The 15305-nt window shown below is 40.9% G+C and carries 11 protein-coding genes; 4 read left to right on the top strand and 7 right to left on the bottom strand.

Annotated elements, in window-relative coordinates; all coding sequences use genetic code 11:
• Positions 1–110 precede the first annotated feature (110 nt).
• Positions 111–3221: an efflux RND transporter permease subunit gene (locus F909_RS10785; RefSeq protein WP_005150447.1), complete on the bottom strand. Its 3111-nt coding sequence runs from the start codon at positions 3219–3221 to the stop codon at positions 111–113.
• A gap of 327 nt (positions 3222–3548) precedes the next feature.
• On the opposite strand from F909_RS10785, the gene F909_RS10790 reads away from it, so the two are divergent.
• Together F909_RS10790 and F909_RS10795 are read left to right on the top strand one after the other, a co-directional pair.
• Positions 3549–5162 carry a phosphoethanolamine transferase gene (locus F909_RS10790; RefSeq protein WP_005150444.1) on the top strand — a complete coding sequence of 538 codons (1614 nt, stop codon included), beginning with the start codon at positions 3549–3551 and terminating at the stop codon, positions 5160–5162.
• A gap of 173 nt (positions 5163–5335) precedes the next feature.
• Positions 5336–6478, top strand: coding sequence for a glycerophosphodiester phosphodiesterase (locus F909_RS10795; protein ID WP_005150441.1), 1143 nt, complete (start codon positions 5336–5338; stop codon positions 6476–6478).
• Between the two features lie 40 nt (positions 6479–6518).
• Here F909_RS10795 and pnuC read toward each other — a convergent pair whose 3' ends face one another.
• Positions 6519–7091 (bottom strand): nicotinamide riboside transporter PnuC, encoded by a 573-nt coding sequence (pnuC, locus tag F909_RS10800; RefSeq protein ID WP_005150438.1) that lies wholly within the window; start codon positions 7089–7091, stop codon positions 6519–6521.
• 404 nt (positions 7092–7495) lie between these two features.
• Here pnuC and F909_RS10805 point away from each other — a divergent pair, with 404 nt between their 5' ends.
• Together F909_RS10805 and F909_RS10810 are read left to right on the top strand one after the other, a co-directional pair.
• Positions 7496–8446 (top strand): DMT family transporter, encoded by a 951-nt coding sequence (locus tag F909_RS10805; RefSeq protein ID WP_005150436.1) that lies wholly within the window; start codon positions 7496–7498, stop codon positions 8444–8446.
• 123 nt (positions 8447–8569) lie between these two features.
• Positions 8570–10171, top strand: coding sequence for an alpha/beta hydrolase family protein (locus F909_RS10810; protein WP_005150433.1), 1602 nt, complete (start codon positions 8570–8572; stop codon positions 10169–10171).
• 35 nt (positions 10172–10206) lie between these two features.
• Here F909_RS10810 and F909_RS10815 read toward each other — a convergent pair whose 3' ends face one another.
• The 5 genes from F909_RS10815 to folP all read right to left on the bottom strand — a co-directional run bounded on the left by F909_RS10815 (position 10207) and on the right by folP (position 15184).
• A complete protein-coding gene (locus F909_RS10815; RefSeq protein ID WP_005150432.1) occupies positions 10207–10521 on the bottom strand; it encodes a DUF5713 family protein in 315 nt (104 codons plus the stop codon).
• Positions 10522–10695: 174 nt separating this feature from the next.
• Positions 10696–11616, bottom strand: a complete 921-nt coding sequence (locus F909_RS10820) for a pyridoxal-phosphate dependent enzyme (RefSeq protein ID WP_005150422.1) — start codon at positions 11614–11616, stop codon at positions 10696–10698.
• A gap of 88 nt (positions 11617–11704) precedes the next feature.
• Complete coding sequence (locus tag F909_RS10825; RefSeq protein ID WP_005150418.1) at positions 11705–13345, bottom strand: vWA domain-containing protein; 1641 nt, start codon at positions 13343–13345, stop codon at positions 11705–11707.
• A gap of 134 nt (positions 13346–13479) precedes the next feature.
• Positions 13480–14238: an SIMPL domain-containing protein gene (locus tag F909_RS10830; RefSeq protein ID WP_005150414.1), complete on the bottom strand. Its 759-nt coding sequence runs from the start codon at positions 14236–14238 to the stop codon at positions 13480–13482.
• Positions 14239–14332: 94 nt separating this feature from the next.
• The gene (folP, locus tag F909_RS10835) at positions 14333–15184 is read right to left on the bottom strand and encodes a dihydropteroate synthase (protein ID WP_005150410.1); all 852 of its coding nucleotides are present in this window, start codon (positions 15182–15184) and stop codon (positions 14333–14335) included.
• Between the last annotated feature and the right edge of the window lie 121 nt (positions 15185–15305).

The raw sequence follows: 15305 nt of genomic DNA, 5'->3' as shown, positions 1-15305 counted from the left end.
ACGGCAATACTACAAATATTTTTTTATATTCTCAACTTAGACAACAAAAATGAACAATTCGAATGCTATTTTGCGCAGCGAATTGTTCATTTCAGTTGTTTATCCGAAGCTTATTTTAACACTTCAACTGGATTGTCTTTCGACTTAGACAGGGTTCTGACCAGTACATACATAAATGGAATAAAGATCAGGACCAAAATCGTACCGAAAACTACACCACCGAATACGCTATAACCAATCGCCTGTCGACTTAAAGCCCCTGCCCCACTCGAGAACATTAATGGAATCACACCTGCACCAAATGCGATTGAAGTCATCAGAATCGGTCTGAGACGAAGCCCAGCTGCTTCTAAAGCAGCGTCCAGTGCGTTACGGCCTTGTTGCTGCAAACTTGCGGCGAACTCGACCATCAAAATGGCGTTCTTACAGGACAAACCAATGGTAGTCAGTAGTGCAATCTGGAAATAAATATCATTGGCGAAACCAAACCAATAACTAAATAAAATGGTTCCACCAATGCCGAGTGGAATTGCTGCAATCACCACTGTTGGAATGGACCAACTTTCATAGAGTGCCGCAAGACAGAGGAAAATAAAGGCGACAGAAATCAGATATAACCAAATTGCCTGATTACTGGATTGCTGTTCTTGATAAGACAAGCCACTCCACGCAAGACCCACATTTGGCATTTGATCAACCAAACCAGCAATTGCTTGCATGCCTTGTCCACTACTAAAGCCTTTCGATGCGTCTGCTTCCATGCTCATTGCTGGATAGCCCATAAAACGCTCTAGCATCGGTGGAGCACCTTGCCAAGCAATCTGACTAAACTGTGAAAATGGTACCATTTGACCATTGGCATTTTTGACATACCAATAGTTTAAATCTTCAGGTTTGGAACGATATGGCGCATCACCTTGTAAATACACTCGCTTAATTCGACCACGGTCAATAAAGTCATTGATATAACTTCCACTCCACGCAGTCGATAAGGTGCGATTAATTTCACTTACATTCAGCCCATGGATCATGGCAGCCTTATGATCAATCTTGATATTTAATACGGCTTGATCATCATTACCCTTTTTATCGACATTTTCGACGGAATCGAGTGCATTACCTTGCTGTTGCAACTGTTGGAAAGAATTCACCAAGCTTTGTCGCCCCAGTCCTTGAGTATCTTGCAACCAAAAATCAATTTTATCGGAGTTACCTAAACCACGAATCACCGAAGGCATTAATACCATAATACGTGCTTGATTATTCTTTGAGAAATATTGCATCGCTCTTGCACGAATTTGCTGTGCACTATTTTCTGTCCCTTTACGATCATCCCAATGTTTTAACGACACAAAGGCTTGACCAAGGTTTTGTCCAGTACCTGAAAAGTTACGTCCATGAATCACCATCACCCCATTCAAATTGGCTTTTTCATGCTCAAGGAAGTAATCAGAGATCTGCTTACCAACCTCTTCAGTCTTACTCATTGGCGTACCTTCTGGTAGCCGGAATTGAACACCCAAAATCCCTTGATCTTCTTGCGGCAAGAAACTTGTCGGCAGATCGCGATACACCCAGATAAAACTAACAACCAGTACGACAATGCCAATCAAGGACACCGCTTTTACTGCAATGACTTTTTTGGAAATATTGAGATAACGCTTTTTAATTGCATCCAAACATTGATTAAACCAGATTGCCCAACGTGCTTGCTTCTGTTGAGGTTTCAATAAAATTGCACATAAGGCGGGTGTTAGAATCAACGCCACCAATAAAGAAAGCCCCATTGCTACAACCAGAGTAATCGAAAACTGTCGATAAATAATCCCTGTTGCACCACTAAAGAAAGACATTGGAATAAAAACAGCGGTCAGGACCAAGGTAATCCCGACCAAAGCCCCACTGATCTCCTGCATGGATTGGATTGACGCTTCCTTGGCACTGAGTTGCTGCTCATGCATCAGTCGTTCAACGTTTTCAACCACAACAATTGCATCATCAACCAGCAGTCCAATCGCCAATACCATTGCAAATAAGGTCAGCGTATTAATACTCATCCCGAGAACCGCTAAAACAGCAAAAGTCCCGAGGATGACCACGGGAACTGTGACTGCTGGAATAAGTGTTGCGCGCCAATTTTGCAGAAAGATAAACATCACCAACACAACCAGTCCAATCGCTTCGATCAAGGTCGAAACCACTTGTGACATCGACTCTTTTACAAACGGCGTATCATCGCGTGGATAAACCACAAAATAACCATCGGGCAAGGTTTTTTCTAAACGTGCAACTTCTTTATAAACGGCATCAGCCACTTGCATCACATTGGCACCGACAGTCAATGATAATGAAAGCCCCGAAGCTGGATATCCATTCAGACTGTTAAACACCTGATAATTTTCCGCCCCCACCTCAACTCGTGCTACATCTTTTAAATAGACAAAGCTGCCATCACTGTTGGCTTTAACAATAATATTTTCAAACTGTTCAGGTGTACGCAGAAGTGAGCCAGAGGTAACCTTGGCATTTAAATACTGGTTGTCGACTGCGGGTAAGTCACCAATTGCACCAGCAGCAACTTGGGTATTTTGATTTTCAATCGCGGAACGTACATCACTGACTTGTAATTGATAACGTTCCAAGCGCTGTGGATCCAACCATATACGCATCGCATATTGTGATCCAAACACACTGACCTCACCGACACCTTCAATGCGGCTCAGGTTCAATTCAAAATTATTAGTTAGATAGTCTGAAATATCGAGATTACTTGAACGTCCTGACTTGTCCCCAAGCCCAATGACCATAAAGGAATCACTCAAAGACTTACGGACATTAACACCTTGTCGCTGTACATCTTCTGGGAGACGGTTGATCGCACCATTTACTGCATTTTGTACCTGTACCTGTGCTTGATCAGGGTCAGTCCCTTGTTCAAAGAACAGACTAATTCGGCTATTACCACTGGCATCACTGCTAGAGTTGAAATACAGCAGGTGATCAATCCCTTTAATCTGTTGCTCTAAAACTTGGGTAACGCTATCTTCAACCGCTTGGGCATCTGCACCACTATAATTTGCTGCAACCGTGATTCGCGGCGGTGCGATATCAGGATAGCGCTCTACAGGTAAATTTAAAATGGAGAAGAGACCAACAGCCATGACAATGATTGCCAGTACTCCAGCAAAAATTGGGCGATGAATAAAAAACTTAGATAACATGGCTGCTCATTCCATTATTGAAACAGTCAATTTTTCAAAAAGATAGATAAATTTTGGCACTTTCAATCTACGATCATTACCGAGCTTTGCAGCAAACACCATCCCTATTAACATATCATTTCAAAAAGCGAGGATTGAGGAGAAATAATGGATTTTGCAACGCTTCAATAAATGAAAGATCTATTTCTTCACTGAGTAAACAGTTTAGCTGTTTAATTAATTTAATTTACTGTGCAATCAAATACTTCTTAATTTGGAATTGACACATTCCCCACTTAAACCGATATTAGCACGCTCGGTAACTCTCCCCCATTTTATTAGTCATATATGAAGGCCAGCTTAAAAAACTTTAATATCTTGTTGCTTATCCTGCTTCCAGCATTCATTACTGGAGGCTTGCTGATTGGCGCAGGTAATTTGTCTGATGGTTTAAGGCTTGGCTTTTTATCTTTACCGGGCGTTTTTTTTATCTATCTAGCAATCACGCGACAAAAGATATATTGGTATGTTCTTACCATTACTTGGTGGTTCATCGCATGGCTCGATGCCCTACTTCGTTCCAGTACATGGTTTTTATTCAATAGTGATAATGAAGCCTATTTTATTATCGAAGCAATTGCCAATACCAATCAACAAGAAAGCTGGGGTTTTATCCAACTGCATCTCGTTACCATTGCAGCAGTGGTGTTCGGTTTGCTCAGCGCGCTCACGCTGTATAGCTTTGCTGTATTCAAACTGGTTAAACCGATTCATTTCAGTCGCCTTTGGCAGAGTCGTGTATATCGCAGTTGCATTATTCTACTGATCTTGTTAGCCACTACCAGCTATTTAATGAAACCTTCTCGCAAGGTTCACCCTGTTATATTTTGGTCTGAGTTCCAAACTAAAATTCAGGATTTTAAAGATAGAATTAAGCAACATAAAGATGTGCATCATCAATGGGATCTGAGTGCAAAAAATAATTTAGTGCTGACAGACCAAGCCAAAGGAAAACAAACCCATGTCTTGATCCTTTCAGAAAGTCTCACCAGTCTAAACTTAGGCGTATGCGATTATCCGCGAGATACCACACCTGAAATGACAAAGCGACTTGCTGAGATTAATGTCTTCTGTAATGCCTTTTCTCCAGCACCATCTACTATCAATGCACTACGTGTTCTATTGACCGAAAGTCCAGCCGCAGAACATGATAAATATTCATCCGAAAGTGTATTGGCCTATGCACGTGCTGCTGGTTATAAGATTTATTGGCTCAGTAACCAAGATGACACCTATTTGTCCTCTCTGTTTGGTTCCTATGCCGATAAAGCCGTGTATAAAAACACCCGTTCCGGGCGAAGTAGTACGTCTTTGGATGAAAGCTTAATCCCTGATTATCAACAAGCGTTGGCAGACCCTGAACCGAAAAAGTTAATTATTCTTCATTTGATTGGCGCTCATCCAAATTATAAAGAACGTTATCCATCTGCATTCAATAAATTTACCAGTACCAGTAATGATCAAGTTGAAATGGAACTTAAAAATCGAAATATTGATCCCTGGATTCGCTCACTGCGTAATGATTACGATAATGCAGTTTTATACGAAGACTCTCTGTTAGCAAAGTTTCTAGATGATTTGAGAGCAGATGCAGTGCCAGACTTTAGATCGTTCACCGTTGTATCGGATCATGGCAATGAAGTTGGACATGAAATCGATTATGCGGGACATAGTCCAAATACCAAAGCTGGTTATCAAGTTCCTGTAATTATGTGGTCTGATAAAATGCTGGCGACTGGGGTAAATAAAGACAAGACCTTAAATACCGCAGAACTTGATAATAATCTCATGCATATCATGGGGCTTAAAGATAAATCATCGCCAAAACAGTCTTATTGGCAAGATGAAAATTATCAATTTACCCCAGAAATCAATTGGCCGTATTGGAAGCATAAGTCTTAACAATCATGAATAAAAAATCCAGTTTGGGCTTCTATCTAAATTGGATTTTTTTATTTTTCAAATCTCAACTGTAGAATTCTTCATAATTTCATCAAACCATCATACAACTGTCATTGATTTGATAACTTTAGCTTTCAAACTAGGCGCTTAGATAAAAACTGATGAGTTTATTCATGTTTAAAAAAGCTGCGCTTTGTCTCTGCCTGATCAGTCTTGCAGGCTGTAATGATGACAATAATAATCAAAGTAATACCACTCAACCTGAATATCAACTGCCAAAAATTTTAGTGATTGGACATCGTGGTGCCAGTGCACTTCGACCAGAACATACGCTTGCGTCTTATCAAAAAGCCATTGATGATGGTGCTGACTTCATCGAACCAGATTTAGTTTCAACTAAAGATGGTGTTTTGGTCGCTCGACATGAAAATGAAATTGGTGGCACCACCAATGTTTCTACCCTACCTCAATTTGCGGATCGTAAAAAAACTAAAGTGATTGATGGGACACGTTTTGATAACGGTTGGTTTACGGAAGACTTTACTTTAAACGAATTACAACAACTGAAAGCACGTGAACGTATTCCGCAATTTCGACCAGACAATCAAAAATATAATGATCTCTATCCTGTTCCGACTTTAGAGCAGATCATTGAACTTGCTGATGCGCATTATAAAAAAACCGGCAAGATTATTGGCTTGTATATTGAAACTAAACATCCGACCTATTTCCAAAAACAAAATTTGGCGATGGAAGACACGCTACTTAAAACGCTGTCTAAATATCAATACACTCGCGATATTGCACCAATTTATCTACAATCTTTCGAAGTTGGCAATTTAAAATATTTGAAAAACCAACTGGATTTACATAAGAGTGTTAAACATGCCCAACTGATCCAGCTTTATGATGAAAAAACAGTACGCCCTGCGGATTATGTCGCTCAAAATATCGCGACTACCTATGGCAATATGGCAACTGCACAGGGATTAAAAGACGTTGCAAAATATGCAAATGGTGTAGGACCATGGAAACCTTATATTATCGACCAAGAAACCATGCAAACCACTTCTTTTGTGACCGATGCTCATCAGGCGGGGCTAAAGGTGCATCCATATACCTTCCGGCCTGAAAATAACTTCCTGCCAGCCAGCTTAAAATGTAGCGCAGATAAAGCCAAAGAAGCGGAACGTTGTGCCGCAGGTTCAATAAAGGAAATGCAGCTGTATTTCAAAGCAGGTGTAGATGGTATCTTTACCGATGATCCAGCATTGGGCCGCCAGGCAGTACAAAGTTATCAAGCCACGGTAAAATAAGACTTGTTTCAAATTTAAGGGCAGCCTCAGCTGCCCTTATTTATGCATGGCTATGCTGTTTTTGCTTGACCTGTTGCCATTGCCACCAGCCATAAGCAGCCAGCCCGACAAAGGCGGCATAGAGCCCTGCGGTCAGGAAAACTTCTTTGTAGATAAACATGCCTACATAGATGATATTGACAAAAATCCAGAGGATCCATGTTGCAATATGCTTACGGCTGGTCCAATAGGTCGCCAGTAAACTAAACGCCACCAACTGTGAATCGAGCATCGGTACAGCAGCATCGGTAAAGTGTTTAAGAATCAAACCAAAGATTAAGCCAAACACCACCGCTAAACACATTTGGAACAACACAAGGGGCTTGGCAATGGGTTCAATCCGAATATCATGATCCTGACGCTTGCCTTTCAACCAATAATAGAATCCATAAACATTCATCAAGATAAAGAAAAATTGCAGGATCGTTTCACCATACAGTTTTATGGTAAAGAAAAAATAGGCATACAACCCACAAGCCAGAAAATTAAACCACCAGCACCATATATTGCGTCGGATGGTCAATGTCACACCCATCAGACTAATAATCACTGCAACGATTTCTAAAGCAGACAAGAGCAGACTTCTTTCAAGATTTGATTGCAATCATTATGGAAAAATCCGCAATTTAAGCAATGCTAAATGACTTATTTTCTTTACTGATATTTTTATCTTGATTTGAGAAAATGACTATTTTTCATCCAAACCTTGTGCTATAAAAAACTGATCCAATTTAGATTCTTTGATATGTTGATCCACAAAATTTCCTCTTCACGTCTTATTGCCATTTCGCATCGCATTTCTGTCAATGCCGCATGGCGACGTGTCTGTATGTTCATGCGAGGAGACTTTGCACAGATTCATCCGATGAGAAATAAAAAAAACATCATATGAACACAAAGGTCGCCTCAACAGCGACCTTTTTTATTGCCTAAATTTACGACCATTCAACCGACCGTTGTTATCACAGGAGCATGACCATGACGCAGTTACCAGAAAAGAGTTTTATACCCAGCACACAGATCCAACCGACTGTAGCCCCTATTCACCCTCGCCTTGCTACAGTCGGTCAATTCATTGCAGTCGTGCTGATTTGGTCATTGACTCCATTGGCAGCAGTCTTGACGGTGCATGAAATTCATTGGGCGTGGGGATTATTTTTTCGGTTCAGTTTGGCCATTCCTTTGGCGTATATGTGCTTGCTTTATTTTCGACTCAAACTCGACTTCACGTATACAGCCTTCATCAGCTATGCGGTAGGTGCGATTGGCTTATTGGGTTCAATGACTTTTTGTTATATGGGAGCGACTCGTGTTTCATCAGGCATGATCTCAATTATTTATGGCACTGCTCCGCTATGGTCTGGTCTGATTGCTGTATTTATCCTAAAACGGGAACATTTTTTAAAACGCCAATGGTATGGACTTAGTCTCGCAATTTTGGGTTTATCACTCACACTCGGTATAGGAGCAGAGCATATTCAACTCGATTTGCTTGGTGTGTGTTATGAAATCATCGCTGTTTTACTTTACGTGCTGTCAATGTTTATGGTTGCAAAAGTAGGTGCAGAAATTCATCCGATCATTCAAACCACAGGTTCAACTATCGTTTCATGGTTCGGTTATCTGTGTTTGTTGCCTTTTTTCTTATCTGAAATGCCTAATCAGTTACCCAGCCTGCAAACCAGTTTGGCGCTGCTCTATAGCGCATTATTTTCCTCAGTATTGGCCATGATTTTCTATTTTCACCTCATTCAAAAACTCAACCCAACAACGGTAATGCTGATTACTATTGTAACGCCAGTATTGGCCACTTTTTGGGGTGTATGGCTCAACCACGAAGCATTAAGCTCACATCTTGTGTTGGGTTTAATGTTCCTGTGTCTAGGTTTATTTTTATATGCCTATCGCAAAAAACCACGTCTGTTATAACCATGAAAACTGATAGGTCAAACAACATGGCCTATCAGTGATAGTATCGAGGCACAGGCTCAAGTACACTGTGTCTACGCACCGCGTGACTTCTCAAAGATTTGTTCAAGGATGAAATAATCTATGCGTTCTTACGTCTTATGGCTTTGCCTCAGTCTGGTCTTCGTTTTGCAGGGTTGTGTCCACGCAACAACACAATCAGCCACAATTACAGGCAAAACAGCCGAGCTAAAACAACGCTATTATCAAGCGAAGACAATAGCGTCTGATGGGACTGTACTCGCCTTTACGGTTTATCAACCCCATCTAAGATCAGATCAAACCGCCCCATTACTTTTACATACCCATGGCTTTGGTCTTTCTCGAATGAAACGACCTGAACTCAGCTTGTATGGATTTCTCTTACCTACAGGACAGGTAGCAAAAACAGCTTGGCAAAATGGCTATTGGGTAATCAGCTACGATCAACGGGGACATGGTGACAGTCAAGGCAAAATTCGGCTGACAGATCCTGCAAAAGAAGCACAAGATGTCATCACTATCATGAACTGGGCTGAAAAAAACTTGCCTCAACTGACAAAAAATCAGCATGGTGTTCGTACTGGTATGATTGGTGAATCTTATGCAGGCGGGGTGCAATATCTTGCTTCTGCTTTAGATCCACGTTTACAGGCCATTGTTCCAATTACCACTTGGTATGATATTGTGCATAGCCTTGCACCCAATGGTATTCCTAAAAGTAACTGGATTAGTTTCCTCAATCTGATTGGAGATTGGTGGAACTGGAATAAATTTGATCCTGAACTCAAGCAGGCTTATCTGGATACGCAACACGGAAAATTAAAGCAATCCACCTACGATTTTCTTAAAACACACCAAGCCAGCTGGTTTTGTAGTCATCATCAGGCACCTCAAGCAGATGCACTAATCATTCAAGGATTCAGGGATGTATTGTTCCCTTTTAATGAGGGTGTCAAAGCTGCACAATGCCTACAACAGGCTCAGCGAGAAGTACATTTAATTGGCGTACAAGGGGGGCATTTGCAGCCTTTTACCCAACATTCTCCGCTCGGAAGCACGCCATTTTGGTATATCGGTAAATCAGTCAGTTGTGGTCAGCAGCAGCACTATAATTTACAAAAAACCATCTTGGCTTGGTTTAATCAAAAGTTAAAAGATCAAATACCAACCGAATCTTTACCTGAATTATGTGTCGATCAGAGCCCAGTGAATCGGCTTACTGATCTTAAGCCAGTAATAGCATATAACCTGAAAAAAACTTGGATTGCTCCGACTAGGGCTCAAGCTGTATTTGTTCCAATCCATACAGCCTCACAACCGACTTCAATGACAGGCTCTCCCCAACTCACTCTCAAGATGGAAACAGCGCCTGAATATGCAGTTGCGACGCTATTTATTTCTGTTGCGGTGAAATCAAAAGTTACAGGGAAATATACAATTTTAAATGATCAGACTGTGCCATTTAATCCAACTCAAAAAAGAAGTTATGATCAGATTCGATTGGGCTTAAACGATCAAATGGGAACAGCACAATCCATCGAGTTACCTAGTGTCTATGGACAACTTAAGCAGGGTGATACTTTAGGTTTGTTGATCAAGAGTGAGAGTCAGTATTATCAACGAATCAAACAGCCTAAAATTGAAGCATGGATTTCGGGGCAAATTGTTTTGCCTAAGCTTTGGCCTGAAGCTGCTGCGAAATAGTTGTTCTTATTATAAAAAACCAACGAGAGTGATTTCTACCACTCTCGATTGGCAATCAATTCTTCCATTTCAATGTCGAAGTAACCGACATCTTGCACCACCATCATCATAGCTTCAGCAATGTAATCTGCGGCAGTGTCATCTAAACTTGAGTCTAAGTCTTCAAATTGCGGCTTCATTTCGTTAATTTCAATCAAGGTCTGATTTGCATAACGATAAATTTCAGTATCAGATAAGTCTGTGCGACTGACCTTTTTTGAAAAGCGATGGATATGTTGCTTCACTTCAGCGACAAGAATATCGGGATAATATTCGTCATCAAACATGGGGAGGAGTAAATTTTCAAACATAAAAAATAATATGCCAATAAAACGCCATGCTTATAACATAATCCGACCAAAATCACGATATTTAGACATAAAAAAAGCGGTTTTTCCGACCGCATTTTTTAGAAGTTATTTAGACCATCTACCGCGCTAATACATCCTAGCTATGAGAAAAGTGATGGTATATAACCAATAGATCTACATCGTGACCGGTTCAGCAAATTGCTCAGCATATTTCGAAAGCTGTTCAAAGGTAATCGAAGCACCACCACAAACAATCACCAGTACATCATCAGATGGACTAAAGTTAACTTTTTGATCATATAAAATCGACAAAGTTGCTCCACAGGCAGGCTCGACCAAGGTACGATGATCATCTAAGAATTTTAAACATGCACTTACTGTATCTGGATCAGCAACCGTTATTCCCTGAACATTTTGCTGTTGAGCGATCTTAAATGCTTGCTCACAGACCCTTTTTGCTGCAAGTGTGGTTGCAATACCTGTGACATGTTCTAAGCTAATATGCTGCCCAAGTTGTATTGAGGTATTTAAAGATGCTGTGCCTTCTGTTTCGATTGCATAAATAGGAATATCCAACTGATGCGTTTGCAAACCTTGCGCAACACCAGAAAGTAAACTCCCCCCACCAACAGATAAAACCACTGCTGAAGGCCGTACTCCCTCTGCAACCACTTCATCGATAATACAAGCGACGCCATCCCACAGATATTGACCATCAAAAGGGTGAATATAAATAGCTTCCTCACTGACAAAAGAGAGTGCGAGTTCATTGGCTTCAATCCAGGAATCACCATGCACAATCACTTCAGCAGCTTCCTGCCGCATTAAATCAATTGCTTTTTGTGAGGTTGTTTTCGGGACAACGACCGTTACTGTAATACCTAACAGCTTGCCCATATACGCAACGGAGATCCCTGCATTGCCACCAGAAGAGCTCACAAATTTCTTTGCGCCTTTTTCAGCATATTTTAAACAGGCATTACCAATACTACGCTGCTTAAATGAGCCTGTAGGCTGAGCAGATTCCATTTTCAACCAAACATTGCAATTATTTAGTTCACTTAACTGACTTGATCGAATGAGTGGTGTTTTCATCTTAACTATCATTTCTTCTATTATTGAAATCATTCTGATTTAATGGTCAGTAACATTATACTTTCCGACCATTTCCCAAAAGCAATGTTTAATCTTTTTTAGCACTTAAGCTTTTGGCAATCTTCGCTAACTCGACAAATTCCTCCCGCATCTGATAAGGATCAGGTTTCGCTGATTGTTGTGCCAATTGGATAATTTGATCCCATCCCAATGCGCCATTGTACTGCCCGCCTTTTAACTGCTGAGCATACGATGCAACCGCAATCGCAAAACGGGTATCGTTATTGGCTTGAGCAAGAGGCTTACTTTCAACTTTTACGGTTTGGTTTAAAAGGATGCTCTTCTCTTGATTTGGCAATTTATAGCGCAAGTTTACAAAGGCATATTCAGACTTTTTCGTTGTCTCTGTTTTTGTAGATTCCTGATAACGTGAATCATTGAGCCAGCCCTGTTGACCGACTGGAACGATTTCATAAATTGCTGTGACATTGTGACCTGCCCCAATATCTCCTGCATCAACCTTGTCATTATTAAAATCTTCCTGTTTCAACATTCGGTTTTCATAGCCAACCAAGCGATATTCTTTCACCGTCGCAGGGTTAAATTCGACCTGAATTTTGACATCCTGAGCAACAGTTGCAAGGGTTGAAGAAAGCTGACGCTGTACTACTTTTTTCGCTTCATTTTTATTGTCGATATAACTGTAATTGCCATCGCCTGCATCCGCCAGTTGTTCCATGAGTTGCTCATTATAGTTCCCTGTGCCAAAGCCCAATGTGGTTAAAGAAATCCCACTTTTGCGTTTTTCAGCCACCATGCCTTTTAAGGTACTAAAATCAGTAATACCGACATTAAAATCACCATCCGTCGCCAGTAAAATGCGGTTAATACCATTTTTCACAAAGGCTTTTTCAGCCTGCTTATAGGCCAGTTGAATGGCTTGCTCACCTGCGGTTGCCCCACTTGCCTGTAATGCATTAATCACAGCCAATATTTTATCTTTTTGGTCACCAGCAGTCGGTTCTAGCACCAGCTTTTCACCGCTGGCATAAGTAATAATGGTGACTTTATCTTGTGGACGAAGTTGCTCAGTGAGTAAGCGCAAAGTTTGTTTAACCAAAGGTAATTTATCTGCGGCATCCATACTGCCAGAAACATCGACCAAAAAAACCAGATTGGCAGGTGGCAATTGCTTAGTGCTTAAATCTTTGGCCTGAATACCAATTTTGATCAGTTTGGCATTTTCTTTCCACGGCGAATCCACCGTTTCAGTGGTGACTGAAAATGGATGAATACTATTTGGTTGTGGGTATTGATAATCAAAATAGTTAATCATTTCCTCGGCACGGACTGCATCGACGGGTGGTAGTCGGCCATCATTCAAGAAACGGCGTGTGTTAGTATAACTACCTGTATCTACATCAATACTAAAAGTTGAAACGGCTTGAACAGCCACACGATGAACAGGATTGACCTCATTTTTTTGGTATTTTTCAGTGTTCTGTTCTAAACGTGGTCTCTCCATAGTCGGCATCACCGCAATATAAGATGCAGGTGCAATCATCTTACGCGTTTGTGCCAATCCCTGATTTGAGAAGTTAATTGGTGCTGGCGATACGGGCATCGAAGTTTCAACTGCAACCTGATCATAGTGTTTGACAGGTGTACTACACGCCATCACCATATAACTCAGCACAGTTAATGTTAATATTTTTGTTGATTGATGCATTGTTCAATTCCCAATTGTATTTTGTTTTTTCAAATAAAGTCGATATACAGAGAATTGTATGCAAAAAAAGAAAGATACATCGTATTCGAATGTATCTTTCTAGAATTGGTTATTCATGATCTACAGCTGAAGTTCTATTCAATCGCATAATTGATGGTGACTACCACACGGGCAATTTTATTAATGGTGGCCTTGTCATAAGCACCACCATAATCACTGTCATCATCCGAGCCGCTTTCTGGCAGGATATAAAATGCACCTTGGCTGGCTGAGCGCATCATCCCCACTTTTACACCACCGACTTTGGCAAATTCATTGGCACGGCTATAGGCATTCTTAGTTGCATTGGCAATCAGAGACATTTTGATTTCTTCTAAATTCGACACTAGATATTCAGGTTTCTGTTCAATGGCTATGCCTTTTTCATCCAGTAGATAAGCTTCTTTGGCTGCCTGTTCAATCTTCTTGATATCGCGACTACTGATCACTAGGGATTGTAATGCCATATAGCCTTTAAACTCACGCTTGATGCGTCCCTCGCCTGTATCAACTTCCTCATAATAAGATTGAGAACGCTTATTCCCGAGTTGCATATCCGCGGCCTTAAAGCCATGTTCAACAAAAAAAGCCTGTAATGCTTTCATTTGTTGATCGAGTAATTGATAAGCTTCTGGGATCGTGTCTGAAGTGTGGTTGGTTTGTAAGTTGATTTCCCAACGTGCTGAATCTGCTTGAATTGGTTTCTCAGCTAAGCCTTTGACTGTAATTGAATTTTTGGTGCTATTAAACTGTTTAAGCGCATAACCCATCACCGCAGCAGAAACTATAAAACCGAGACTCAGAATCAGGGCAAACACCCATAAACTTTTATATGTAATTGTTTTATTTTCCATTTTTTAATATCACTCATCTTCATTATACATTTGTTATATTTAATCTGATTCAGCAAGTCAATAGAGCCCTTGAGCCCTATTGAAGTATACAAGCTTAATAAGCTTGCATCCTATTCCAGACTTTTATCGCATCGCGAGTGGCCTTAACGTCATGGGCACGAACGATACTTGCTCCCTGCTGAATACTGAATAGATGCCCTGTCACACTGCCGACAGTGCGCTCTTGCGCAGGTACACCATTTAAGGCTTCACCGATAAAACGTTTACGTGAAAGGCCCGATAAGATTGGGTAGCCCATTCGATTGAGCTTCCAAAACTCATTCAATAATTGAAAATTTTGCAGCGCATTTTTGGCAAAGCCAAAACCAGGATCGATAATAATATTTTCTTTTCTCACTCCCACTGCAATTGCTTGATCCAAGCGTTGCTGCAATTCAAAAATCACATCTTCCGTCACATCATCATATTGATCGAGCTGATTCATATTGGTCGGTTCACCACGCATATGCATCAGCACCACAGGAATATTCAGCTCAGCAGCGGTTTCCAAGGCCTGTGGACGTGTTAATGCACGAACATCGTTCCAGATATGTGCGCCAGCTTGTACGGCAGCACGCATCACTTCTGGCTGACTGGTATCAATCGACATAATTACATCATAATTTGAGAGGGCTTCAACCACAGGAATCACTCGACGAATTTCTTCTGCTAGCGCCACAGGTGATGCATTTGGACGTGTCGATTCTCCACCAATATCGATGATGGTTGCACCCTCTTCAAGCATCTGTAAAGCATGTTTGATCGCTTGATCTTTTTGATGGTGCTGCCCACCATCGCTAAATGAATCAGGAGTGACATTCAAGATGCCCATTACATGAGGCTGAGAGAGATCTAATTTAAAACGGCCACACTGTAACTGATATTGTGGTAATGGCATCAACTGCATGATCAAGACTCTTGGTACTTTAACGGGCTTATTTTAACAACACAGCCTCTAGAACGTTGCTGATTTATTTTCAGTTTAGGGCAAAATACAAACAAAAAAAGAGCGACCGAAGCCGCTCTTT

Origin of the sequence: Acinetobacter sp. ANC 3929 (assembly GCF_000369405.1) — a bacterium.
In the GTDB taxonomy this organism is placed as follows: domain Bacteria; phylum Pseudomonadota; class Gammaproteobacteria; order Pseudomonadales; family Moraxellaceae; genus Acinetobacter.
This window is presented reverse-complemented; position numbering and strand designations above follow the sequence as displayed.

Excerpts from the sequence above, each read along its gene's own strand:
- F909_RS10805 (WP_005150436.1), top strand. The coding sequence starts at position 7,496 with ATGACGCAGTTACCAGAAAAGAGTTTTATACCCAGCACACAGATCCAA.
- F909_RS10815 (WP_005150432.1), bottom strand. The coding sequence starts at position 10,521 with ATGTTTGAAAATTTACTCCTCCCCATGTTTGATGACGAATATTATCCC.
- F909_RS10790 (WP_005150444.1), top strand. The coding sequence starts at position 3,549 with ATGAAGGCCAGCTTAAAAAACTTTAATATCTTGTTGCTTATCCTGCTT.
- F909_RS10830 (WP_005150414.1), bottom strand. The coding sequence starts at position 14,238 with ATGGAAAATAAAACAATTACATATAAAAGTTTATGGGTGTTTGCCCTG.
- F909_RS10820 (WP_005150422.1), bottom strand. The coding sequence starts at position 11,616 with ATGAAAACACCACTCATTCGATCAAGTCAGTTAAGTGAACTAAATAAT.
- folP (WP_005150410.1), bottom strand. The coding sequence starts at position 15,184 with ATGCAGTTGATGCCATTACCACAATATCAGTTACAGTGTGGCCGTTTT.
- F909_RS10810 (WP_005150433.1), top strand. The coding sequence starts at position 8,570 with ATGCGTTCTTACGTCTTATGGCTTTGCCTCAGTCTGGTCTTCGTTTTG.
- F909_RS10785 (WP_005150447.1), bottom strand. The coding sequence starts at position 3,221 with ATGTTATCTAAGTTTTTTATTCATCGCCCAATTTTTGCTGGAGTACTG.
- F909_RS10795 (WP_005150441.1), top strand. The coding sequence starts at position 5,336 with ATGTTTAAAAAAGCTGCGCTTTGTCTCTGCCTGATCAGTCTTGCAGGC.
- F909_RS10825 (WP_005150418.1), bottom strand. The coding sequence starts at position 13,345 with ATGCATCAATCAACAAAAATATTAACATTAACTGTGCTGAGTTATATG.